Source organism: Paenibacillus sp. FSL H8-0537 (assembly GCF_038051995.1).
Lineage (GTDB): Bacteria > Bacillota > Bacilli > Paenibacillales > Paenibacillaceae > Pristimantibacillus.
In genome coordinates, this window is record NZ_CP150290.1 from 4,763,841 (window position 1) to 4,789,478 (window position 25,638).

The following is a 25,638-nucleotide window of genomic DNA, read 5'->3' on the forward strand; positions in this document are numbered from 1 at the left end:
GCTCATTGATCGGCTATTTTGCCAGCAAATCAATGAGCGTTTTTATAATTTGCTGCCTTCCCAACGGCGTCCAGCTCATCACGAACCAATTAGGAATCGCATGTACATTCCCCTCATGAATAGCCACTGTCTCCTGCCACGCAGCTGTTTGTGTCATCAGATTGAATATTTCCTCGCTGCCTGCCAAAACATGATGCTTCTGAATAAACAAATGCTCTGTCTCCAGTACAGGCAACGCTTCCGGCGGAATTTCCAGCCTCCACATCTCTTCTGGCACTTGTCCACCCGGCTTTAGAGCAAGCTCTTTATAAATCAGCTCATTAAGTGGATGGGCCGTTTTCCCTTGAATGCCGATTGCCCGGTGACTGACCTGCATAACTGTAATTCGTTCCTCGCCCATCGAATGGTGCAAAAGCTGCTTGGCATCTTCGATGCTCAAATCCAGACGAGTCAACACCGCTTCGGCTTCACGCTCCCGGTTTACAAGCTCGGCAATTTTCAAAAAATTCCGTTTCCAATCCCACACTGAAAAATCAAGAAAAAATGGTGTTGCGATCTGCTTAAAGCTGTCTTTAAAATGCAAATGGTAATGATCTGCAATAATTAAGTCGCAATTGGAACGCTTCAGCTCGCTAAGCTGCTCATCCAACTGTTTGCTATACGCCTGTTCCCCTATGCCTGGATATTGAAACAAATCGACGACGCATGCAGGCTCGATGCCAATGGACTGCAAATGCTCGTGAAAGCCAAGGGAAGAAGCTACCGCTATTTTCATCGTTCCGCGTTTCATATAAACGGTTGGCGATACGCCGACTAAACGCTGAAACATGCGGCTGAAATAAAACTCGCTGCGAAAGCCGACATAATCGGCCACTTCCTTCACGCGCCGATCTTCCTGATCGAGTATTTGCTTCGCTTTATCCATCCGAATTTGACTCAAATATTCAATAGGGCTTGCGACCTTCATTTTGCGAAAGAGGCGTGAGTAGGCGGTCGTCGTCATTTCGGCAGCCTCTGCCAAATGGTCGATGTTTATTTTCCGCATATAGTTTTCTTTCATATAAAGGATGCTGCGCTCAATCCGCTCATCGCTCGCTTCACGCTGCTCCGGTGCATTTGTAATAATAAAGCTTATAAACTCTTCCAACAGCAGCCGCAAGGAAAAAGCATCGGCCCTCGCTGCCCCTCTGCTTCGGTCATACATATGCAGCAATCGTTGAAGCACCTGCTGCGGCTGGCGAATAGGAATATGGCCCGGCAAAAAAGCGCCGGATAGCGATAATGATTTTACCCCTTCAAACTTTTTGCCTTCCTTCACAAGCATGACGGGCTCGAAAAAAAGACCATAATACGTAATCGTGCTGCAGCGGTCCGGAATATCAACGATCATTCCCGGCACCAACAGATACAGCTCAAAGGGGCGAATTCTGCACAATAGACCATCTATTAAAAGGCTTGCTTCGCCTTCTAAAATAAAACATAAGACATGCACGCCGATCCGATAGCTGCCTGCACCTTGATGAACGGGAAACTTACGTTTCCGTATATATGAAAATAAATAGAGCTGATTCGTCTTCGAAGAACGCAGCGGCATTCGGTTTAGCACCGACCTTTCGTAAAACCGTGACAATTTCTTCTATTATATAGTATTACGCCTCATCAGCAAATAGATCATATAAGGTGCACCAATACATGCGGTAACTAGACCCGCCGGTATTTCATAGGGGGAAAATACCATTCTCCCTATCAAATCCGCAACGATAACGATTAAACCGCCAAGTAAAGCCGTAACGGGAAGACGCTTTAGGCTGCGCGTACCAACCAATCGCACTGCCATGTGAGGGGCGATAAGGCCAACGAACGCAATCGTACCCGCCATAGATACGGCCGATCCCGCTAAGGCGACGCTTATGAGGATAAACCAAAATCTCATCCGCTCCAGGCGCAAACCCAGCCCTTTGGCCGAATCATCGGCTAATTGAAACAGATCAAGCTGGCGCACACTTAACAGCACTAAGGGGAGCAGCACCACCGTCCACGGCAGCAAAGGCCAAAAATGCTCCCATGTCCGCCCATACAAGCTGCCCGCCATCCATACGGAGGCTTGGGAAACGCGAAATATATTGCCAAGTGTCAGCAAATAGGTGATACATGCTGCTGCCATAGCTGAAATGCCAATTCCGACTAACAGCAATCGAATGATTGAAATGCCGTTGCTCCAGGACAACAAATAGATCAGAGCCGCAACAATGACGGCACCAGTGAAAGCAGCAATAGGCAGCTGGCTCATCGGATATGCTGGCACAAGCACCATGACAGCGACTACAGCTGCGGCTGCTCCCGAATTGAGCCCAATAATGCCTGGCGAGGCAAGCGGGTTGCGAGTAATGATCTGCAAAATCATGCCGGATACAGCAAGTCCGCAGCCAGCTAAGAAGCCGGTGAGCACTCTAGGCAGTCTTACTCCACGGATCGTAAAAGCAAATTCATCATTGCCGACATGAAGCGCCGTTCGAATCGCCTCGAAGGGAGGCACCGCTCGCTCTCCAAATACGATGCTCAAAAGCAGAACAAGCAGATTCAAGCCAAGCAAGAGCAAAATGATTCCTAAGTAGCGTCCCTTTATAATAGAAGAAACTATTTCGCTCCCCCCTTTCGCTGCGCCAAATAAATGAGAAAAGGCGCTCCCAGAAAAGCAGTCACTACGCCTACTGGCAGTTCCTCTCCAGGCAATATAAACCGGGCTGCGATGTCAGCCAGCAATAGCAATAAAGCGCCTAATACTATAGCATATGGCAAAATCCAGCGATAATTGGTTCCGGCCATGAAACGGGCCATATGGGGAACCGCAAGCCCAATAAAAGCAATAGGTCCAGCAATAGCAACGGCACTGCCAGCTAGAACAATAATGACGCCGATACAGAGCAGCTTAATGAATATGACCCGCTGCCCTAAGCCTTGGGCCATTTCCTCTCCCAGGCTAATGACATTCATATGTCCAGCTAATAAAAACGAGCCAACCAGACCAAGCAGCATATAAGGAAGCACTGCTAAAAATAACTGCATATCCCGTCCCGTAATGGAGCCGGCAAGCCAGAAACGCATCGTATCCAGCGATTGTTCATTTAATATAAGAATGCCTTGCGTCAGCGAAGCCAGCAGCAAATTAATCGTCGCACCGGCGAGCACCAGCTTGACCGACGTTAGCGGCTGTCTGCCGATGGAGCTCAGTATAAATACCGAAAAACCCGCTATAGCAGCACCCGCAAAGGCTGACCAAGTAAACAGTCCAAGCGAAGTTGTACCGAAAAGAAATGAAGCGATGACGGTTGTTAAAGCAGCCCCATAATTAATGCCGAACAGTTCCGGGCCTGCAAGCGCATTGCGGCTAAGCGCCTGCATCAGACAGCCAGCTGCTGCTAATGAGCCGCCAACCAGCATCGCGATCATCGCCCGAGGCAATCGGACTGACCTTACGATGAGCTGATCCCGCGATCCGTCAAAAGCCCAAAAAGCATCTATAACGGCTGCAAAAGGCACCCGTACAATTCCGAACATAATGCTGGAGGTCCATGCCAGCACAAGAAAAACAAACAGCACTGCCAAACCGGTCATTCTGCCCCTCAATGTTTCTACCTCCGAACGTAAAACGGTATAATCATACAGAAAGATTGGGCCGCCACTGCGGAAGACCCAATCTCCAATGAAACGATATGCACGAACCTTTTAACCTGCAACGTAGGTGTTTAAATCATCTGCCACTTTTGTAGCGGCCTGAATGCCTAGGCCACTCATCCAATATTCCCAATCTACCGGATGAACGCTATTATTTTGAGCACCCAGTAAGCTTTTCCATAGCGGACTGCTTTCCAGCTTGGCAAAGGCATCCTTCTCCCGGTCAAACCATAGTATAACATTTCCATCAAGATCAGCGATCTGCTCCTCCGTTAAATCTTTGGAGAACCCTTCATCGGTTTGCGCGGCCGGACGGACGATGCCCGTTTCCTTCATAATACCGCCGGCAAATGTCCCTTCCAAATAAATTTGGATTTTATCCTGGCGCGGACGGAAGAGCGATACTTCCTTGCCCTCGACCTTTGCTTTCAGCTCATTTATTTTTTGCGTGTAAGCCTCCAGCAGCTTTGTTCCTTCAGCCTGCTTATTCACGGCTTCGGCATGCAGCTGCAAGTTTTCCTTCCACGTTACCCCAAGCGTTTCTACGAATACGGTTGGGGCAATTTGCGCCAGCTGATCATGAATCGCATCATGTGTATCTTTATTTCCAATAATCAAATCCGGTTTCAATGCATCAATCGCTTCCAGATTAGGCTCATTGACCGATCCAATATTTTCAATGCCATCCGTTCCCGTCAAATAGGCAGGATAGGGATCACCAGCAGCCAAAATCGATGGAGCTCCGACTGGTTTGATGCCCATCTCCAGCAAATTGTCCAGAGCGCCGATATCAAGCACAACAACACGCGCTGGATTTGCAGGAACTTCAACATCGCCATATGTATCCTTGACCACTCGGGTCGTTGCCGCTGGCTCCGTGCTGCTTGTGCTTTCAGGTGAAGCAGTTGGTGAAGCGGCATTTGTTCCACCAGCAGCCGCATTGCCGCAGCCTGATAAAATGAGGAGCATAATCATGAACCCTGCAAAATAAATCGTAAAACGGTGTTTTTTGTCTATAGCTCTTACTAGCATGTACTACATCCCCTTGCGATTAATAATGATTATCATTAATAACAAGAATACCAAGCCCCTTGGCAAGCTGTCCATGCAATAAGCTGTCGATCTCATGCATTATTTTTATATCCAGTGAAAATTCAACCATTATTATCCATGAGTCATTATTTATCAGCTAATGGATTGCGTACTTGATGGATGCGCAGCTCATTATCTGGGAATAGCCTTCTTTTCGTCAATTGCTCAACGCCTATGACCGCATCGAATAGAGAGAAACGTTCAAACTGCTCGGCATACTCTGGAAACTGCTGCTGGTACTCCACAATAATCTGTTTAACCAGATGCCAAAACTTCTCCTCGGCGAAGCCATAATGCTCCTCCATAAACAACGCCAGTTCCCCTAAGTTAATAAAGAAAAAGGCATCATGGACGAAATCGCGCACAGCTGCCGGATCATCCGTTTCCAAAAACGAATTGCGATTGACCCGCTGATGATATTCCGGCACTTGCACAAGCTGCGGGCACTTATCCGGCTGAGCAAGAGCTGCTTTCATAAACCGGATGCCGTCATGAAAATCCTTCAGTGCAACCCGCTGCGGTAGTCCCGCTTGATGGATCAGTATCATATTTTGGGCATGAGATTCGATAGCGATGCCATGGGCAAACAGAAAATGAATAATCGGGCGTACGCTCGCGCCCAGCAGCTCAGTCAGCCAGTTCTCTGCTCCATGCCGCTTAATCCACGGATCTATGATGGGTTCGCCGTTCAAATCTGTGGCACATAAAGCATTGAATGGTACCGCTGATTCTTCCGGCAGCAGCAGCGGATGCAGGCTTTCCCGCCATATGCAGGCGAGCACGCCATAGGCTTGCGGTTGCAAAGCAGCAGGAATGTCGGCATTGACATAGGCTGTACCCGCAATCTCGCCTAAGAGAATGACGCGCAAGTGGTCGCGCAAATAGCTGTCTTCAGCTGCCATGCCTTGCAGCCAATCCGTAATGAGCGGTGCATTTTCAACTGTATGCGGAGCCAGAATCCTTCCGGTTGATGTGTTTAAAATACTCAAGGCCAGCTTGACATAGGCTTTATGGGGAGCAGTCCGATTGGCAAGTGTACGAATCGACTGCTGGGCGGTATAACGCTCACCAGCAGTGCCTAGCAGTATCATTTCTCCCGCGCGAATTTGCGCTGCGAATACCGAGGTTAATTTATTGTTCCATTGCCACGGATGGACGGGAAGCAGCACATAGTCGCTTGCCTCAATGCCGGCCTGCTTGAAATAAGCGGCAAATTTGGACCGGCTGCTCTCATCCAGCTGTGCGCTGACCCATTCGTTCAGGTCCATCTGCGAAAAAGAGGCGTTTTTGAGCTTCGCTGAGCAGCTTGTCCGCGCGAACTTCCGCTGTACGGCTACCCAAATAGGCTCGATTGGCTTAGCAAACTCCGGTCCATACGCCCAATGATCCGAAACATTAAAGCCTATACGTGATTTGTAGCTCGGATGATACGGATGCCCATCCATTATCAAGCTTTCCCAATCCTCATAAGGCTGCTGATGGATAGGGATCGCCGCCTGGTGCCGTTCATATTGGGCAAGCGTATCGTTGATTAACGTCTGTTCAAGCTCTTGGATAAAATGAAGCGTCCTCGCCTCATCCGCTCCGCTCCCAGCGGCAGTCTCAAGTAGAAACAGCGCGAGCGAATCAGCTTCCCGTTCGCTATTATTCATTCTGCGCCGCAGTGGCTGAGCATCCATTCGCAAGCGGTCGAACGTCAGATGCCGCGTGCCCTCGCAAATATAAGCGACCGCTTCCCCGCTTTGGCTCACCCCATGAATTTCACAGGACCAGCGATTATCCGGCGCAGGCTTCAAGCCGTCGACAATGCCTTCATAGAGCATGGACTGAACCAGCTGCCGGAAAATCCGGCGTCTTACCTGCACAAAATGAGGTGAGCGCATCGCAAGCGCATAATGGTGTTCCTGCATCGCTCCCTCTGTCGGCGTTGCTGTTAAAGCTTCTGTATGAACGTTTCCCATCTTCTCACTCCCCTGCTACTGTGTAGTGCTTCGGCTGGTAGGCATGCAGCGGATTGCTTACGCTGTGAACGCAATCCTTCGGCCCCTCGTACAATCGGCGTTTCGTCAGCTGTTCCACCTCGATATCTGCTGCAAATAGATCAAATGTTTCAAATCGTTCACCAAGCTCAGGAAATTTCTCCTGATAGCCTGCGATAATTTTAGCCGTCATCTCCCACCAGGCTGCTTCCGCCAAGCCATAATGCTTCTCCAGAAAAAAGGCCAGCTCGGTTAAATTAATAAACATAAGCGCATCAAGCAAAAAGTCTTTGACCTCTTTAACATCCTCCTTCGCAATAAATGAATTGCGATTGACGCGTTGATGATTGGCTGGAGGGTACATAATGTCCGGATAGCCTAGCGGGTGGGAAACAGCGGGCGAATAGCGAATGCCATCGTGAAAATCCTTCAGTGCCACACGTGTCGGCAGTCCCCGCTCCAATACAATAATCATATTTTGCGCATGAGACTCCAGCGCCGTTCCATGCGCATACAGCAGATGAATTAGAGGAAGGACTGTCACACTGATCAGCTTTTTCACCCAGTCCTCCAAGCCATGCTTCTGAATCCATTCCTCAATGACCGGCGTCCCGTCTGTTTGCAGATAACACAAGGCCCCAAACGGAAGTGCTTCCTCGCCTGACTCCAAATACGGATGCAGGCTTTCGCGCCAGATGGCGCCAAGGGTGCCATAAACCTTTTGCTCAAGCAGATTTGGCAGCTTCTGATGCTGATAAGAAACACCCAGCACCTCCTTCAGCATAATGAGCCGGAGCTCATCACGTAAAAAAGCATCGCTTGCCGCCACCTCGCCCAGCCAATCTGATATGCGTGCCGCATTAAGCAGCGTATGCTGGGCCAAAATACGGCCGGAGGACGTATTTGTAATACTTAGCGGCAGCTTGACATACGCCTTGGAGCTATCTGAGCGATTGCTAAGTGTGCGAATGGACTGCTGCGGAACATATCCATCGCTTCCATAGCCTAAATAAATTATTTCTTGCGTCTCCAGCTTCTCAAAAAATGCAATAGCCGCAAACCGCTCCCACTGCCAGGGGTGGACAGGCAGCAGCATATATTCGCCGGAATTTTTACCCGCCGCCTCTATTTTCGCTTGGAATGCCGCATAATCGGCTCCGAGCTCATGCTGCAAATAGCTGGTCAAATCAAGCTCATGAGAAATTGAAAAACTCGCAGATGTCTGGTGCACAGCTACCCAAGCCAAGTGCAGCTCCGGCTTAAATTCCGGGCCATAGGCCAAATTGTCCTCCAGCGTAAAGCCAATTCTAGATTTATAGCAGGGATGATACGGATGGCCCGCTTGCACATAACTCTCCCAGTCGTCATAATCCGCTGGCTTATGCTGCTGCAATGCCTTCAGCTGCTGGAGGGCCATCGTATCTTTCAGCAGCGTTTGCTGGATTTCATCGATAAAGACGGACAGCAGCGCCTCTGTCGTGCCTATAGCCGGTGCGATTTCCAGCAGAAAACGAGGGAGAGAATCCGCCTCTACAGCTTGACCTGCCGCACAGCGTAAAACAGGCTCATCCGACAAGCGGATACGACCATAGCTTTTTTTACGAGAAGCTTTAAACCGATAAGCGACCTGCTCGCCAGAGTCAGCCTTTCCGTAAAGCTCATATTCCGTTTCTGCACCGTTTGCGATGGCAGGCCCGGTTACAATTTGCTCATACAGCAGCGACTCTATCAGTTGGCGGAAGATTCGCCTTCTTGCTTGAATCAGCTCATTCGAGTGCAGCAATTGCAAACTAATATGGCTCATAGGGCACCTCCAAAAAGAGTGCTCAGCTCTTCGACATAAATATGCTCAGGGTGCGGATGGCTCAAAAAGTCATGATGCGAAATCGCCCAGCCATATGCGCCCGCATAACGAAACAGCAATACATCACCTACACGTACCTCTTTCATTTCAACATCTTGCGCCAGCACATCCTTTGGCGTACATAGCTGGCCGACTATTGTCGCCGTACCGTCATAAAGCGCCGGCCGCTCATAGGAATGCGGCCAATGTTCAATGGCGATCCGCTCGAACGGATGGCTGTGATTCCAGGAAACAGGCAGCCGAAAATGATGAGTGCCTCCTCGAATAATGACATAATCCTTCCCGTGATTCCGCTTAATATCCAGCACCTCGACGGCATAATACCCGCTGGACGCGGTGAGGTAACGCCCGCATTCAAACAGGATTGTGGTCGTAGGCTCCAGCTCCCTGCCTAGCATCGGCTCAAGCCCGCTAACAAACTCGGTCCAATTAAACTGCCGATCCAAATCCGCATAATTGACACCGATGCCGCCGCCCGCATTGATATAATTTAAGGTCAAGCCATATTTTGCAGCCCACTGCCGTGATAAGGTGCAATAATATTCAACCAGGCGAACATGCTGCTCCGCATCCAAATTATTCGATAGGGAGTGAAAATGGAATCCTTCCACTCGGACATGCCGCAGCCTCTGCAATTGCCCCATAACCTCCGGCAGCGACTCCTCGTCAATGCCGAACTGAGTTGGCTTTCCACCCATCGCCAGCTTCGCTTGCGGAAGTGGGCCCCGCAAATTAATGCGCAGCAGAACCGGTGCCACCATGCCTCGCCTTTCAGCAATCGCATTCAGCTTATTCAGCTCATGACCGCTCTCCACATGAACGAGACTGACGCCGTATTCCATTGCGCCTTCCAGCTCCTCCTCCGTCTTTCCGGGTCCGCCGAATAAAATCGGAATTCTCGAGGATATTTCGCGCACTTTTCTGATTTCGCCTAGCGATGCGACCTCAAAACCGTGCACAATTTCAGCGAGTGCAGCAAGCACCTCACGCTCCGAGTTTGCTTTAATCGCATAAAACAGCTTGCAGCGCCGGGGCAGCGTTTGCACTCGCTCCCTCACATGACTGCTCAAGGCATCCATGTCACGTAGATATGCACATAATAGGCCGGGCTGCTCCGCCTTCAGCTTTTGAATATAAGGAACGATGCTCTGGATTTCTGAACGTACGCCGCTTGAGGTTATAGACATAGACGCGTACCTATTCCTTTCTGCACGGCCTGCGCATAAATTTCCGCCGCGCTTGAAATATCCTCAACCGCCATTCCCATCGGATTAAGCAAAATAATTTCATCATCGCTTTCGCGCCCCGGCTTGCTGCCAATTACGATTTCACCCATCTCAGCATGCAGCTGCTCACGCGAAAACCTGCCCTCCAGCACGAGCTGATTGATCGTTTTTTTCTCGCGGTTGGATTGATCCCAATCGTCGACAACGACTTTATCCGCAAGAACGAATACGTCCTTATGCACATCCATAATCGAGATATTGCTGATGAACGTGCCTTTATTCAGCCATTCGTATGGAATATACGGCGCTGAGGCTACTGTTGCGGTGACGAGTACTTCCGCCTGCCGAACGGCTTGCTCCGCCGATTCCTCCACCTTGAAGTCGACCTGCTTGAACTGCTCTCGCAGCTCAGCTGCCAGCAGCTCGGCATTCCCCCTATTCAGGTCAAATAAACGAACGGTGTGAATCGCCGCAAATTGCTCCACCAAGGAGGTGATTTGCATCTTCGCAATGACGCCGCAGCCGATGACTGAAACGGCACCAAAACCTTTTTTCGCTAAATGCTTTGCACCAATGACGGTCACCGCCGCTGTGCGCATGCCGCTTATGAGACTTCCCTCCATAACGGCGATCGGATAATTGGACTCGGGATCATTCAAAATAATAAGAGCGCTTGCCCGTTCTTTGTTGCGCTTCGCCGGGTTATCGTGCTTGCTGCCAATCCATTTCAGCCCACTTACGGCAACTTCGCCACCGACATAAGCAGGCATAGCAATAATACGATCGGCAATATGGCCTGCGTCCCCGTTCACCCGCAAATACGGTTTTAGCGGCTGCATATATTCCCCCTTTGCATGCAGTTCAAACGCCCGGGTTACCGCTGCGACATATGGCGCTGAATGCGTTCCTCCAAGCTCCACAATATGCTGCTTGCTTAAATATAAAATTTCATGTTCCTGTACCTGGCTCATTCGTTGATCACTCCTGGCTCATATTGGTTTTGCTCTGCTGCATGATGGCCTTGCGGCAACTGCTCTACCCATCGCTCATCGTAAACGGTATCCAAATAGCGTTCTCCCCGGTCTGGGAGCACAGTTACTACGTTCGCCGCTGGCGGCAAGGTCGGAAGCAGCTTTTGCAAAGCAGCTACAAGAGAGCCTGATGATCCGCCTGCAAAAATCCCTTCGCGCTCCAGCAATTTTCGGCAGCCCTGCACAGATTCGCGATCATTGACGTGGATGACCTGATCGACCTCAAGAGAAGCAAATAATTCAGGGACACGGTTTGCTCCGATGCCGGGAAGCTCACGCTGTGCAGGCGGTGTTCCGAAAATAATTGAGCCTACCGCATCTACCGCGATAATTTTAGCCCGCGGAAATGCCTCCTTTACGCGGCGTGAAATTCCGAGTATACTGCCTGTTGTACTCACAGCGCATACTAAATAATCGATTGGGCTGTCCATTTGCTCCACGATTTCCTCTCCAGCCCCATAATAATGCGCTTCCCAGTTAAGCGGGTTCGCATATTGATTGATCCAGTAAGCATTGCAATCTTGGCTCACAAGCTCCTTCACTCTGCTTATTCGCGATTGCAAGTAACTGCCGTATTCATCAGGCTCCTTAACCATGTCGATATGGGCACCCAGGTAGGTAATCATTCGTAAATTGGTCGAGGTAATTTTCGGATCTACCACACAGGTGAACTTTAGCCCATACATCTTGGCAGCAAGTGCCAGGCCAATGCCCAGATTACCAGACGTGCTCTCGATTAGATGGGTATTGGCCTGAATCGTTCCTTCCCTCAGCCCCTTCTCGATAATGTAGCGGGCAGGGCGATCCTTCATGCTGCCGCCGGGGTTCATCATCTCTAGCTTGGCGAAAATAGATGCCCCGTGCGAACCAAACAGAGAATTCAGGCGAACTAATGGCGTTCGTCCAATGCAATCGATGATCGTATTGGCGATTTTCGGCGACCTTTCTTTAACCTGCAAAGCGTTTTGTTCCATGCATGAACACCAGCTTTCCTCTTGTTTTGATGCCGCTTATACGCATAGTTGATAATGATTATTAATTTCAAAAATGCGACATAGGCTACATTATGCTATTCCTTTATTTACCTGTCAATATATTTTTATTTTGTATATTTTTTCTTTAATGTCATTGACTTTGATAATATTTGTTGATAATCTTGGGTGGTATTTGATTATTTATCACGTTAGACAAGGCAGGAGAGTGAAAATGCAGCAATTATCTTGGAATAGAAGTGTGCGTATATTATGGGGAGGGCGGTTTCTTTCCAGCGCCGGCTTGACGGGGATCAGCCCGTTTATTCCGTACTACATGGAGTCGCTTCAGGCTGGAAGCCCGTCCCAGGTTCTCATGTGGACGGGGCTTGCCGTATCTGCGCCAGCGGTCTCTTATGCGCTGCTGACTCCGTTGTGGGGAAAGCTTGGCGACCGCTGGAGCCGGAAATGGATGGTCGTCAGAGCTTTGCTCGGGCTCGCGCTAAGCATGTTTCTGATGTCCATTGCCGCTACGCCGTTTCAATTTTTTCTGTTTCGGCTGTGCCAAGGCGCATTCGGCGGCATCTCCGACGCAAGCAGTGCGTTCATCGGAACCCATGCTCCGCCTAAAAGGCAGGGCTTCGCGCTTGGGCAAATGGAACGCGCTTCCGCAGCTGGCTTGCTCGTTGGCCCTCTGCTCGGAGGCATTTGCGTTAATACATGGGGAAGCGGCCCTCTGCTGTTCATAACTGCCTCTTTAACCGCTTCCTTTGCCCTGATTGCTGCCTTTGTTTTACCTGGATCTGCACATGAAAAGCCGAAAGCTGCGATTCCCACGTCTAAGCGGAATGGTATATTCGCTGCTTTCGCAGCGCTGCTAAAGCATCCTGTAGCACGCTCCTTTATCGCTGCCGGCATTTTGTTCAAGCTTGCGGACTTCGCAACCTTTACGATTTTCACGCCGTATATGCGGGAGCTGCTTGATTCTCCCGCTAAAGCGGCGACGGCGGTAGGCATACTCATCGCCGCTTCTTCTGCCGGAGAATTAATAGGCGGCCCATGGTGGGGAAAAAGAAATGATAACCACCAGCCCGCGCGTAATTTCACCGCAGCCGGACTGTTATGTGCTCTTTGCATCATCGCCCAGATGCTGCCCTTTGGCGTTATTTGGCTATTTATTGTCCGCTTTCTGCAAGGTTTTTTTTACAGTGCCTTATTGCAAACCGTCATGCTGTCCGTCCTCAAAACCTCATCCGATCATGATAGAGGCGTTAAAATCGGGGCAACGAACAGCCTCCTCATGGCAGGACAAATATCAGGTCCAACCATCGGCGTCTTTATTGGGGCCCAATTTGGCCTTTCCTCCGTTTTTTTGGTCATGGGAGGCTTCATGCTGCTCGCCTCTATGTTAGTCTGGTTACCCGCTGCCCATATCCGGCGGCAAAATCGTTTTTCTACCCATTAGACCATCATTTGAAAGGAGCAATTCCAGTATGTCGCAAGCACTATTAAACCAAGATTCTTTGTCAGGCCCATCCATTCAGCGCTCGGAAAAAGAAAGCATCAGCCGCTTATTAAATGCCTATCTTCGCGAGTCAGGACAATTCGAGCCCAGCGATGTTTCCTTTTTTCATCCTGAAATAACGAAAGTCGTCTGGCTCCCGCACACGAATCTTGGCATTTACGGGACCATTCTGCATTTGTCTGCTGGTGGACATCATGTGTTTGGGGATCATTTTTACACAGAAGAAGATCAGCAGTGGAAAAAAAGCTCCCTTTCCGAAATCACCCATCTCGTGCTAGATGAAATTAGCTTCGTCGAAGAAGACTCCACATCCAAAACGCAAAAACGGACGGAGCTGGAAGCTCTTATTCATAATAGCCAGCAGCGCATGTATCATTATTTGGCTTATGCGGCTGAGAAGGAGCAAGAACAGGGCGAAAAACAGCTCGATTTTCGTTATTTGGAGCAAGCGCTGCTGTGTGGACACCCTTTCCATCCGACTCCCAAAAGCCTGCAAGGCTTTACCGTTCATGATTCTCAGGCCTACTCACCAGAATTCGGAGCCTCCTTCCCTCTCCACTGCTTTGCTGCGGCACCTGCATATATCGCGGAGGATTGGCTTGAGGGGCGGACGAAGGAGGAGCAACTCGCGTGGATTCCACCTGCGATGAAAGCGGCAGCCGCAGCGAAGCTGGGCGCGGCGAGCAGCGATTATGCGCTGCTGCCCTGCCATCCTTGGCAGGCAGAATACGTACGCAGCCTTGCGCCTGTGCAAAACTTGCTGGAGCAAGGACTACTTGTAGATTTAGGGGACACAGGACCACTCGTATACCCAACCTCATCTGTGCGAACGGTATGGAACCCGGAGCAAGCTTGCTTTTACAAGCTGTCACTGCACATCCGGATTACGAATTTCATTCGTGAGAACACGCCCGAGCAGCTGCTGAGAACGCTTGACGCCTCAAGGGCAATTGATGCTATTCGTGGGGAATATGCGACGGGGTCATTTAAGCTTTTGCTCGAGGAAGGTTATCGCACGCTGCGTTTACCTAACGCCGAGCCAAGCTTGAACGAGGAAATAATGTCTGCTTTCTCTATGATTGTGCGCGAAGCGCCAGAGGAATGTACTTCTGCCGAGGAGCCGCCATTAGTCATCGCCTCCTTGCTCGAAGTTCCGCCTGGACATAGCGAGCCGCTCCTATTCCGAGCGGTCCGGCAAGCGCTGCATCCAAAGCAGCCTGACTGGACAAATTGGCTGCGCCAATATTTGCACCTGTCGATGAAGCCGCTGCTGCATCTATACGCAGAAACAGGCATCAGCCTGGAAGCGCATGTGCAAAATGCGATGCTGCGCTTGCACCAAGGCATGCCAGCCACTTTTTATGTCAGGGATCTTGAGGGCATTAGCATTAACGTGGAAATGGCCGAGCAGCGGGGCTGGATTAACACCTTGCTGCGGGAAGACAGCCCTGTCCTCTATTCCGAGGAGCAAACCCGCCATCGCTTAAAATATTATTTTTTCGTTAACCATCTCTCCCATCTAATTGCACGAATTTCATATTATAGCGGACAGGAAGAGCAGGTGTACTGGGCCATCGCGAGCAACGTGCTGCATGAAATCAAGCATGCTTCCTCCCATGCGCTTTTGCACAATCTCATTACAGATTTATTGACCAGCGCTACGCTCCCGGCAAAGGCAAATCTGCTCAGCCGTTTTCATCAGCGTGGCGAAACGCCCTTATACGTGGAAATACCAAATCCGATGCGCATAGAGGTACAATAAGAGCGGCGGGCTTGCCGTTTACGCATAAAAAAGGCCTGTCCCCGCAGTCAGGATGACTCATGACGGAAGGACAGGCTGTTTTTCACCTAACATTGGCTTCGCCTCTTTACCTCTTTAATAGTCAACGCTATTCAAACATAGACACATGCTTATTGGCGCTTTAGGCCATTATCCCCTTAGCTCAGAAAGCTTGGAGTTGCAGCCGAATACAACGATTCAAAGCCTATCATCTAACAAACATGAACAAAGAAGAGGTTAAGCACGGGGATTAAGACGAGGCTGCAGGTTTGAAGCTGTCTCTTTATTTTATCTATTTATGCGCATCTTCTGAGCTAAGGGGATAACAGCTGTAAGCAAACGACAACTAGCCCACAGCAGCTGGCAGACGGTAACTGGCAATAACAAACAGCTCCTTGCCAACTGTGCCACCAACGCCCTTTATAGCAAGCCGCTTGCTTTCATTTATTTGCCGATCCACAATGAAAAATCCTCCTCGGTAGCAAGCACGCTGTGAGTCGCCGAAACAGCCTGCTGCACCCCTCTCGCATAGTCGATCCCGCTGTCGGCATAGTCGTAGGAGAGGGTGATTCTCGTTTTTTCTTTCAACGGATTGGCATGGGGAATCGCCGACAGCAGCGACTTTGTATACGGATGTAAAGGACGCTCGAAAATATCCTCCGTCGTTCCCGTTTCGACTAAATAGCCTAAATGCAGCACACCGATTCGATCAGAAATGTATTTAACCATGGATAGGTCATGCGAAATGAACAAAATAGCCGTGTTCGTTTCCTCTTGAATGCTTTTAAGCAAATTCACAACTTGAGCCTGAATCGACACATCAAGCGCACTGATAGCCTCATCGGCGATAATAAGTCCCGGCTCCATAATAAGCGCCCGGGCTATGCCTATGCGCTGCCGCTGCCCGCCCGAAAACTGGTGCGGATAACGGTTCGCATGCTCGCGTGACAGCCCTACTTTTTCGAGTATGCGCTCTACCTTTTCTTGGCGCTCCTGCTTGGTTCGGTACAGCTTATGAATATCTAGCCCCTGCGCAATAATATCGATTACTTTCTTTCGCGGATTCAGCGAGGCCATCGGATCTTGAAAAATCATCTGCATCCTGGTGCGCAGCAGCGTCTGCTCCTTCTCCTTCAGCATGCCGGAGATATCCGTACCTTGAAAAGAAATCGCGCCAGCCGTTGGCTCATACAGCCGAATAATCGTTCGCCCAATCGTTGATTTTCCGCTGCCCGACTCTCCTACGAGCCCATAGGTTTCCCCTTTATGGATATCAAAGGAAACCCCATTTACCGCCTTGACTGTATATTGCTTGCTCACTCTAAAATGCTGCTTCAGATCAGCAACTCGTAAGATTGTTTCTCTTCCCACTCGCTCCCCATCTCCTTCGCCACCTTGCCCAATCTCGCTTTCAGCGTCTCTGACATTTCAATTTCCGGCGCATTCTCGTGCAGCAGCCATGTCGCGGCATAATGCGTATCCGTTACTTTAAACATGGGCGGCTCCAGCTTAAAATCAATATTTAACGCATGGACATTGCGCGGCGCAAACGCATCCCCAGTAATCGGATGAAGCAAATTCGGCGGACTGCCGGGAATCGTGTACAGCTTTTCATTCGTTGAGCCCATGTCCGGCATCGAGGACAGCAGTCCCCATGTATACGGGTGACGGGGATCGTAAAAAATTTCTTCCACCGTCCCCTGCTCAATCATTTTCCCTGCATACATGACCGTCACATAGTCCGCCACCTTCGCAACGACGCCTAAATCATGCGTAATGTAGATGACGGAAATGCCTGTTTTGGCTTGAATTGTTTTAATCAGCTCTAAAATTTTAGCTTGAATCGTCACATCAAGCGCCGTCGTCGGCTCATCGCAAATGAGCACCTCTGGATCGCAGGCAAGCATAATGGCAATGACGACACGCTGCCGCATGCCCCCGGACAGCTGATGCGGGTAGCATTTCATCCGCTTCTCAGGATCGCATATGCCGACGAGCTGCAGCAGTTCAAGCGCCCGCTCATGCGCTTCAGCGCGGCTTTTTTTCAAATGGATAATCATGCTCTCCATAATTTGATTGCCAACGGTCATCGTCGGATTCAGCGACGTCATCGGATCTTGAAACACCATGGCGATTCGCCTGCCATTGATTTGCGAGCGCATTTCCTTTTGTGACAGCTTGAGCAGATCATGGGTCACACGTTTGCCTTTTTCCTCATAGTGGAATAGGATAGAGCCGGCATTAATTTGCCCATTGCTGCTCAAGATTCGCATAATCGCTTTTACCGTAACAGACTTGCCGCTGCCGGACTCGCCGACAATCGCTACCGTCTCCCCTTTGCGCAATTCCAGATCCACTCCGCGTATGGCATTTACGAGTCCACTGGCCGTTTGAAACGATATCGATAAATTTCGGATTGAAAGCACCGTTTCGCTCATTTGCTTTCCCCTCCTAGCTTTCCTTCATTTTCGGATCAAGCGCATCGCGCAGCCCGTCTGCGAGCAGATTGAAGCTCAGCATCAGCAGCGCCAGTACAACGACCGGCGCGACAAGCATATACGGATAAATCGTCATGGACTTGAAGCTTTCGCTAATAAGCGAGCCTAAAGAAGCCATTGGCTGGGGAATGCCGAGACCGATAAATGCCAGAAAAGCTTCTGTAAAAATCGCGCTCGGCACTGAAAACATCGACATGATAATGATTTGCCCGAAAATATTAGGTAAAATATCTTTGAAAATAATACGAAAGTGACCCGCCCCGAACGTCCGGGACGCCAGCACAAACTCCTGTTCCTTCAGCTTTAAAATTTGTGCCCGCGCTACCCGGCTCATCCCAATCCAGCCCGTAATCATTAAGGCGAGCGTTATCGTCACAAACCCCGGCTTCAGCACGACAATGAGCAGCGTCACAATGACCAAATTCGGTATACCACTTAAAATTTCAATAAACCGCTGCATGACATTGTCAACCGAGCGGCCGAAATAACCGGAAACAAGGCCATAGCACATGCCAATAATCATATCTACTGCAACGGCGATTACCGCGATGTATAAGGAGATGCGCGTTCCCTCCCAGGTACGGGTCCATAAATCCCGTCCCAGCGTATCGGTGCCGAAAATATAATAGACGTCGGTCAGCCCCTTCTGCTCGTACGGCTTAACCCCATTGGCTGCTCCATTAAAAATAAAAAAGCTTTCCAAGCCTTCAATGCGCGGGGGCAAGCTTTTATGCTTAATATGGATTGATTTATACGTATGCTCATTCATCATCGGCCCGAAGGCTGCGAAAAAAGAAATGATAATAATAATGACTAAGCCAATAACCGCACCTTTATTCGTCTTAAACCGCAGGAAGGCATCCCGCCCATACGATTGGCTCGTATAGGTATGATCGATTTGCACCCGCTCGCTATTGCCAGCAAGTTCGAAATCGCCACCTGTATAAGATTGAACCGGCTTACCCATGCTTCTCCCCCTTCGCCAAACGAATGCGCGGGTCTATGACGCCATATAAAATATCTACGGCCAGCATAATCGCAATAAACATCATGCTGTAAAGGAAGGATACGGCGATGATGACGTTATAGTCATTGATTTGAATCGCTGTCACAAGCAAGCTGCCGATGCCGGGAATAGCGAAAATCTGTTCAATAACGAGACTGCCGGTCATTAAAGCGACAACGAGCGGCGCGAGCACCGTAATAATGGGAATGAGCGCATTTCGCAGCGCATGAACGATAATCAGCCTCGCGCTCCCTACTCCCTTGCTCTCCGAAAGCCGTATATACTCCGAGCTAAGCACTTCAATCATTTCAGAGCGGGTAAACCGCGCAACGGTCGCAATCGTAAACATTGAAAGGGCGATCGTTGGCAGCACGGTCGACACAAATGGTGCGGCAGAGCTATATAAGAGCGGAAACCACTTTAGCTTCCACCCCAGAAAATACGACAGAGCGAGGGCAAATACATAAGAGGGAAAGCTGACACCAATCACTGATATAAACGTCGTCAAGCTATCTGCCAAGCTATTGTGCTTAAGGGCAGCTGCAATGCCGAGCAGTAATCCAATCACCGTTCCAAGCAGAACGGCCTGAAACCCAATTTGTATGGATACGGGCAGACGCGCCTCCAGCATCGCGGAAATCGGCATATTTTTCTGAATAACATAGGAAACCCCAAAATCGCCGCTCAGCATCGCTTTAATATAATGGACAAAGCGATTCAATACGGGCTGGTCAAGGCCATATTTGGCATCCAGAACCGCCCGCTGCGCCTGGGTAATTTTCTCATCGTTAAAGGGTGAGCCCGGCATAAGCTCCAGCATAAGGAAGAGCGCCAGCAAAATAACGAGCAGAGTTACAACGGCTAAGCCTAATCTTTTTAACACATAGTTTCTCAATCGTTTCACCTCTATAATTGTAAAACTTATTAATGCTTATATTTTAAAAATGCCGAATCACAGCTGCCTGAACTTCCGCTTCTGTGATCCGGCCCTTTGAGGGAGCAGCCCGTTATTGTTTATCGGCTAATTTGTAAGAAATACTGCCGCCTATCGTGCCAAGATTAACTCCGGTCACCTCCGGTTTAATTAATATAGCGTTGCCCTTCTGATACACGGGGAAAATAACCGCTTGCTCCAGCACTTTCGCCTCAAGCTGCTTTAACGCTTCCCACCGCTGCACAGGCTGGCTGGCAAGATCGCCTCTGCTCACCCGATCCGCGAGTTCATCATAGGCTTTCTCGCTCCATTTGCCAAAATTGTTCGGGTTATCTGTCGTCCACATCGCCAGATAGGTCATCGGATCGTTATAATCTGGTCCCCATCTGGTCAGGCCCACTTCATATTCGCCGTTGTACATCAGCTCGACGCGATTTTTCTTCGGCTGGGACTTGAGCGTAAAGGTCACTCCCGGCAGCGCCGTTTCAATTTCCGATTGAATGAACTGCGATACGAGCGTCGCTGATTCCGTATCTTCAAACAGCAGCTCCAGCTCAATCGCATCAATGCCAAGCTCAGCTTTCGCTTTTTCCCAATATTTCAGCGCTTCTTCCTTATTGTTCGATGGATAGCTGCCTGCCGTTTCCCGGTAATCCTTACCGTCCGGCCCCGTCGCCAGAAACTGCGGAACGGCAAAATCTGCTGCGATGGAGCCATCCTTCAATATCTCATCAACGACCGCCGTTTTGTCGTAAGCAAGCGAGAGCGCTTTGCGCAAATTGATATTTTCCAAGCCGGGAACCTTCTGATTTGGTGATAAATACCAGAGATAGCCTGTCAGCACGCTTTGATATTCAGAACTTTGCTGGTAGCTTGTAATTTGTTCGCCGGAGAGCGCAACATAGTCAATGTCACCATTTTCATAGGCGAGCACCGATTGCTGAGTATCTTTAATAATTTTATAGTTTAGGCCATCCAGCTTTACGCTGTCAGCGTCGTAGTAGTCATTATTTTTCTCCAAGTAAAAGGTTGTGCCGCCGACTTCCCAGGTTTTCAGCTTGAACGGGCCATTCGCCAGCAGCGCTTCTGGGGTCAAAGCGAATTCCGTGCCTTTCTCCGTTAAGAAGGCTTCATTTACAGGAAAGAATGAAGGAAAGGCGATTACAGAGTTAAAGAAAGGGATGGGGCGTTCAAGCTCCACCGTAAGCGTCTTGTCATCAACAGCCTTTACGCCAAGCTCGTCGAAGCTTTTCTCGCCGGCGATGATGGCATCGGCATTTTTCAAACCGGCTACCCCTGCGATGAAGCTGTACTCACTAGCCGTTTCCGGATTAACAAGGCGCTTCCAGGCAAATTCAAAATCTTTCGCTGTGACTGGAGTGCCATTGGACCACTTCGCATCCCGCAGTGTAAACGTATAATGGAGGCCATCCTCGCTCAAATCTACCTTTTCAGCTAGAGCCAGCTGGGGCACGCGATTCTCATCAATCGAATACAAGCCTTCTGTCGTAGCGGCAATGACTTCAAAAGACAACCCGTCCGTCGCAATGGCGGAATCCATCGAAGCAAGTTCCACATCTTTGCCCAAATTGAGCACCTTCAGCGCTTCAGGACTGGCTTCCGGTGTTGTGCTCTCTGAAGGGGCACTAGAGCTTTCGGCTGAAGCTGGCGTTGTACCCGAGCCCTGCTTTGCGCTTGTGCAGCCTGCTAATAATAAAAGGACCGAGAATAGGGCAATTGCTATCTTTACTTTTTTCAACAAGGTTTCCTCCCCAAATACTTGAAATAAAAAGGAATCTCATTCCATGTAAAATTTAGGATGTTTCAACCTTTTTCTGCATTATACAAGTCGATATTTTTAAAGTCAACTATTCTTATTGGAATTATCAAATTAATTGATATAACGATAGGAATATCAAATAACCCCTATCTCGGCAGCGAGATAGGGGGAATAGACTAGCCATGCTATTGGGAAATAGATGTGGAAATTCCTTATTTCAAGTGTGTAGAACCTTGCTCACACCAACGGGCAAGTCCTGCTTTGACCGCCTCCAGCGGCGCCGATTCTGTACAGTCAACCGCCCATGCAATGTAGCCATCGGGGCGAATTAAAGCCGTATGGACATTTTCCCACCCGATTGCTGCTTCAGCTATAGATGCTTGCACACCTTCCACATGCGCATATTTCTCCCAATCGACTAGCTCGCCAAATTGGGGGTCACCCGCGAGGTGAAGCAGCACGTAGGAGCCTGCATGCATGAGCTTATAGGATTTTAGAAGAGAGCCGCTCGCCAGCCTTAAAGTAAGCTCCGAGAATCGGCGTCCATTCAGGGGATGTGGCGGCGATTGGGGGTCAGGCGCATACCCCACATCAAAGGCTGAAATTTGGGCAGAGAGCAAGGCATTGGCTTCGGGTATTTGCAGAAGGGATGCCATAAGCTTTCTTAACTCCACCACGCCCGGAAGCTGTCTAATCAATAGAGCCTGCGCTTCGGTATTGCGAAGCAGCGCCGTGCTGACAGGATAACGTTCCTCATGATAGCTGTCCAATAGCCAATCTGGGGCCCAGCCATTCAGCTCAGCAGCCAGCTTCCATCCTAAATTCACAGCCTCCTGCAAACCGACATTCATTCCTTGTCCGCCTGCTGGAAGATGAATATGTGCCGCGTCTCCGGCGAGGAAAACCCGATTTTTGCGAAAATGCTCCGCTTGGCGGGTTGCATTGCCGAATCGCGAGAGCCACTCCGCTTCTCTAATCCCAAAATCCTGTCCATAAACACGCAGCATGCTGGACTTAAGCTCACCGAGTGTGACTGGTTCGTCCTTAGCAATCGCCATCCGCTCGGAATCGAATACAATGACCCGGTGAATCTGCTTAGTCACAGGTACAATCATGATACCGCCTTGTTCCGTAAAATGAGATACGATTCCCCCTGCTTCCAGCTCTGGCAGCTTGACATCGCCAAGCATACAAGTAAAGGTAGCATCAGTTCCTAAAAAAGCGATGTCCATTTGTTTACGGACAAGGCTTCCGCCGCCATCAGCGCCCACGACGTATGCAGCGGTCAGCCTATATTCTCCTTCCGACCCTAGCGCCGTCACTTCAACGCCTTCGTCGTGCTGGCGGATCGATTTCACTTCCGTCTCCCGAATAATAGCTACGCCCAGCCCTCTTGCCCGCTCCTCCAGCAGCTTCTCGGTTTCACTCTGGGCAAGAACTAACGTATAGTTCGAGGCAGAATCCAAAACCGAAAAGTCCAAAGGCGTTGCCAGACCCGCGAAATGCCCTTTCGGAATCGGCCTCCCTTTCTCAAGCAGCTCTGGAGCAAGCCCTCGCATGTCTAATATCTCCAGCGTACGGGGATGAATCGTTAATGCACGAGAATAAGGTGTTGTATCCTTCAAACGCTCCAGCAAGCAAACTTTTATGTTAGCTAAAGCCAGCTCAGAGGCTACCATCAGTCCGACTGGCCCACCTCCTACCACAATTACGCCATCTTTCATTTATCGTCACACCTCTCCATTGAGCATTCATAATGACTGCCCCGCTATCTCCGCAACACTATGCTCATAAAAACCGATCAAATCCAGAATAAACCGTTTGACTACCTCAAGCTCAGCCTCACTATAGGCATGTAAAATCCCCATGAATTTCTCCTGCGCCCTGTCATGCAGCTCTTCATGAATGACATACAATTGCTTGCCCGGCGCAGTCAGACGAAAAAAAACTTCCTTTTTATTATCGTTTAATTGCGTTTTACGTACCCAGCCGTTTTTCAAAAGGCGAGTCGTTACCTTGGAGACGTTTCCCTTGCTCAGCCCCATTTTATCGGCAATTGCCGTCAAATTAAGCGGCTCGTGCTGGCCTATGCAGGACACCACATGAATTTCCGTCATATTAAGCGGCGTATCAAATTCAATGCTGCTGCGCAGCTGCTGTAAAAACAGGCTGCCTTCGTTCTGCTCGAACTGCTCCTGCTGATGCAGCAGCTTTATTAGCAGTTCATACACATATTGCTTGTTCATTTGATGTTTTTCCATGCTTAACCCATCCTTTGCTAGCTTCACTCCTTTCATTATAGCTCATAAATTGTTTCTAAAGAAACAATTTGATTAATAAAAATAATGCGCCGCACCTACAGCTCACAGGATGGTCAGTTTCTTTTCAGCCGGCGTACGCGACTTTGCTTTCGGAATTTTATCGAAGTAGCCCATAAGCAGTATACCAACAATACGCTCATCCGGCTTGACGCCTAGCCCTTCACAAAATATAGGGGAGTGGATACATTCGAGCGTTGACCAAACCATCCCGATTCTTTGCTCCCAAGCCAGTAATTGAAAGTTTTGAATGAGGCAGCTGACGGCCCCATAATCCTCCTCTTGCTTATGCGCATCCTTGTCCGCTTTCATCACAACAATTAGAAACGCAGGGGTTTTGCTGTAATGCTGCATCATCATCTGCTTCAACTTTCCAGGCATTAGCTTGAGACGTTTCAGATGGCCCATCGACTCCATCATTAGATCGACCAGCCTGGCTTTTGCCTCCATACGTTCGGCTACAATAAAGCGCCAGGGCTCCCGCAGCCCATGATTGGGTGCCCACACGGCATCATTTAACAATTGGAGCAGCATATCCGGCGCAAGCGATTTTTCGTTAAAGTGCCGAATGCTGCGCCTTTCACGAATCGTAACTGCAATGCTCATTGAAGGGCCCTCCTTCCATTTTATTTTTCAATCCTGAAACTTTGTTTCCCTAGAAACAATTTAATCACAACCATCCTCTATTCGTCAATGAAGGGTTGAAAATAGTCGCCGCGCCAAAACCTATAGCCCCATTTCGCAAACAAAAAACAGGAAGTGTCTTCAAACTGATCAAACACTAAACGAGGGGGTGATAATGCGGTTCCAGCCGCTTTAGGCGGGTAACTCCATTTTTCCCTATCATCGTTTGTGAATCTTCCTGTTTGAAAACATTCCCTGGCTAGCTTCCTTTTTTTGATCATGACATTGGCATTAGTGTTGCATTAGTGTTTGTTAATATGCCTTCTTAACTTAGGAAGGATCGTCAACCGGCGGCTCTCCGAATACCGGATTCCCATCCTCATCCCAGTCCATTTTTTTTATCCTTGCATGGCGATTGGGGTCATACAGCGGATTGCCTACGATTTCCTTATAGCTCCGGGCATGATAGACAAGCACATCATCAAGCTCATTCTCCGCAACCGTGAAGCAGTTATGCCCAGGTCCGTATTGCCTTGTCTGCTCGCTCGTCTGAAACACGGGCTGTGGAGATTTGCTCCAAGCAGCCGCATCAAGCGGATCACAGTCCGCATCTGCCGTCAATAGTCCCATGCAATAATGATGATCCGTTGCGCTTGCGGAATAGGTGATAAACAGCTTTCCGTTTCGCGCTAGCACCGCTGGCCCTTCATTCACCTTGAAGCCTGTGATTTCCCAAGAAAACTCCGGCTTCGTCAGAAGCACCTGCTCGCCGTGCAGCGTCCACGGATTTTCCAGCTCTGAAATGTACAAATTGGAATTGCCTGCAATATGCGGCGCTTTCTGCGCCCAAACCAGATACTGCTTGCCTTTATGAGAGAAGCTGGTCGCATCAAGCGCGAACGTGTCCCAAGCTGTATGGATTTGTCCCTTCTCCGTCCATTTGCCTTCCAGCGGATTGGATGAAGCATTTTCAAGGACAAACATGCGATGGTTGAACAAGCCGTCAACGATTTCTTCAGAAGGTGCCGCCGCGAAATAGATATACCATTTTTCATCAATGAAATGAATTTCCGGCGCCCAGATTAGAGCGCTCATCGGCCCCATGCTCGGCTTCGTCCATACAGCGACTGGCGTGCTTTCGGCAAGACCATTCAGCATCTTAGCCCTGCGCAGCTCAATTCGGTCGAATTCAGGCACGGAGGCTGTAAAATAGTAAAACCCGTCAGCATGCCGATAAATCCAGGGGTCCGCTCTTTGTTCGATAAAGGGATTAGGAAAAAGCTGATTATTTACTGGATTAGCTGTATCTTTCATCGTTGTGAGCCTCATTTCGTC

Annotated in this window: 20 protein-coding genes; 2 read left to right on the forward strand and 18 right to left on the reverse strand. The window is 49.5% G+C overall.

Annotated features, from left to right (window positions below; translation table 11 throughout):
• Positions 1-13: 13 nt before the first annotated feature.
• From MHB80_RS20045 to sbnA, 9 genes are all read right to left on the reverse strand, one after another.
• The gene (locus MHB80_RS20045) at positions 14-1,594 is read right to left on the reverse strand and encodes a helix-turn-helix domain-containing protein (protein ID WP_341278625.1); all 1,581 of its coding nucleotides are present in this window, start codon (positions 1,592-1,594) and stop codon (positions 14-16) included.
• A 45-nt stretch (positions 1,595-1,639) separates the two neighbouring features.
• Positions 1,640-2,593 carry an iron ABC transporter permease gene (locus MHB80_RS20050; protein ID WP_341278626.1) on the reverse strand — a complete coding sequence of 318 codons (954 nt, stop codon included), beginning with the start codon at positions 2,591-2,593 and terminating at the stop codon, positions 1,640-1,642.
• A gap of 44 nt (positions 2,594-2,637) precedes the next feature.
• Complete coding sequence (locus tag MHB80_RS20055; protein ID WP_341278627.1) at positions 2,638-3,627, reverse strand: iron chelate uptake ABC transporter family permease subunit; 990 nt, start codon at positions 3,625-3,627, stop codon at positions 2,638-2,640.
• A 99-nt stretch (positions 3,628-3,726) separates the two neighbouring features.
• Entirely contained in the window at positions 3,727-4,707 is a 981-nt protein-coding gene (locus tag MHB80_RS20060) for an iron-siderophore ABC transporter substrate-binding protein (RefSeq protein WP_341278628.1), read from the reverse strand.
• 146 nt (positions 4,708-4,853) lie between these two features.
• Positions 4,854-6,728: an IucA/IucC family protein gene (locus MHB80_RS20065; protein ID WP_341278629.1), complete on the reverse strand. Its 1,875-nt coding sequence runs from the start codon at positions 6,726-6,728 to the stop codon at positions 4,854-4,856.
• Positions 6,729-6,732: 4 nt separating this feature from the next.
• Entirely contained in the window at positions 6,733-8,550 is a 1,818-nt protein-coding gene (locus MHB80_RS20070) for an IucA/IucC family protein (RefSeq protein WP_341278630.1), read from the reverse strand.
• Positions 8,547-9,797, reverse strand: coding sequence for a type III PLP-dependent enzyme (locus MHB80_RS20075; RefSeq protein WP_341278631.1), 1,251 nt, complete (start codon positions 9,795-9,797; stop codon positions 8,547-8,549). Before MHB80_RS20075 ends, MHB80_RS20070 begins: the two co-directional genes overlap by 4 nt.
• Positions 9,788-10,807, reverse strand: a complete 1,020-nt coding sequence (sbnB, locus tag MHB80_RS20080) for a 2,3-diaminopropionate biosynthesis protein SbnB (protein ID WP_341278632.1) — start codon at positions 10,805-10,807, stop codon at positions 9,788-9,790. Before sbnB ends, MHB80_RS20075 begins: the two co-directional genes overlap by 10 nt.
• Positions 10,804-11,841 carry a 2,3-diaminopropionate biosynthesis protein SbnA gene (gene sbnA / locus MHB80_RS20085; protein WP_341278633.1) on the reverse strand — a complete coding sequence of 346 codons (1,038 nt, stop codon included), beginning with the start codon at positions 11,839-11,841 and terminating at the stop codon, positions 10,804-10,806. The genes sbnB and sbnA overlap by 4 nt, the downstream gene beginning before the upstream one ends.
• Positions 11,842-12,073: 232 nt before the next feature.
• Here sbnA and MHB80_RS20090 point away from each other — a divergent pair, with 232 nt between their 5' ends.
• Together MHB80_RS20090 and MHB80_RS20095 are read left to right on the forward strand one after the other, a co-directional pair.
• Entirely contained in the window at positions 12,074-13,303 is a 1,230-nt protein-coding gene (locus MHB80_RS20090; protein ID WP_341278634.1) for an MFS transporter, read from the forward strand.
• Positions 13,304-13,331: 28 nt separating this feature from the next.
• A complete protein-coding gene (locus tag MHB80_RS20095; RefSeq protein ID WP_341278635.1) occupies positions 13,332-15,125 on the forward strand; it encodes an IucA/IucC family protein in 1,794 nt (597 codons plus the stop codon).
• A 462-nt stretch (positions 15,126-15,587) separates the two neighbouring features.
• On the opposite strand, the gene MHB80_RS20100 is transcribed toward MHB80_RS20095, so the two are convergent.
• The 9 genes from MHB80_RS20100 to MHB80_RS20140 form a co-directional block, all read right to left on the reverse strand.
• The gene (locus tag MHB80_RS20100) at positions 15,588-16,514 is read right to left on the reverse strand and encodes an ATP-binding cassette domain-containing protein (protein WP_341278636.1); all 927 of its coding nucleotides are present in this window, start codon (positions 16,512-16,514) and stop codon (positions 15,588-15,590) included.
• Positions 16,478-17,581 carry an ABC transporter ATP-binding protein gene (locus tag MHB80_RS20105; protein ID WP_341278637.1) on the reverse strand — a complete coding sequence of 368 codons (1,104 nt, stop codon included), beginning with the start codon at positions 17,579-17,581 and terminating at the stop codon, positions 16,478-16,480. The genes MHB80_RS20100 and MHB80_RS20105 overlap by 37 nt, the downstream gene beginning before the upstream one ends.
• Positions 17,582-17,594: 13 nt before the next feature.
• Positions 17,595-18,608, reverse strand: a complete 1,014-nt coding sequence (gene opp3C, locus MHB80_RS20110) for an oligopeptide ABC transporter permease (protein WP_341278638.1) — start codon at positions 18,606-18,608, stop codon at positions 17,595-17,597.
• A complete protein-coding gene (locus MHB80_RS20115) occupies positions 18,601-19,542 on the reverse strand; it encodes an ABC transporter permease (RefSeq protein WP_341278639.1) in 942 nt (313 codons plus the stop codon). Before MHB80_RS20115 ends, opp3C begins: the two co-directional genes overlap by 8 nt.
• Positions 19,543-19,654: 112 nt before the next feature.
• Complete coding sequence (locus MHB80_RS20120; protein WP_341278640.1) at positions 19,655-21,340, reverse strand: peptide ABC transporter substrate-binding protein; 1,686 nt, start codon at positions 21,338-21,340, stop codon at positions 19,655-19,657.
• A gap of 233 nt (positions 21,341-21,573) precedes the next feature.
• The gene (locus MHB80_RS20125) at positions 21,574-23,085 is read right to left on the reverse strand and encodes a monooxygenase (RefSeq protein ID WP_341278641.1); all 1,512 of its coding nucleotides are present in this window, start codon (positions 23,083-23,085) and stop codon (positions 21,574-21,576) included.
• A 27-nt stretch (positions 23,086-23,112) separates the two neighbouring features.
• Complete coding sequence (locus tag MHB80_RS20130; protein ID WP_341278642.1) at positions 23,113-23,622, reverse strand: MarR family transcriptional regulator; 510 nt, start codon at positions 23,620-23,622, stop codon at positions 23,113-23,115.
• Between the two features lie 102 nt (positions 23,623-23,724).
• The gene (locus MHB80_RS20135) at positions 23,725-24,285 is read right to left on the reverse strand and encodes a nitroreductase (RefSeq protein ID WP_341278643.1); all 561 of its coding nucleotides are present in this window, start codon (positions 24,283-24,285) and stop codon (positions 23,725-23,727) included.
• 348 nt (positions 24,286-24,633) lie between these two features.
• Positions 24,634-25,617, reverse strand: coding sequence for a family 43 glycosylhydrolase (locus MHB80_RS20140; protein ID WP_341278644.1), 984 nt, complete (start codon positions 25,615-25,617; stop codon positions 24,634-24,636).
• Between the last annotated feature and the right edge of the window lie 21 nt (positions 25,618-25,638).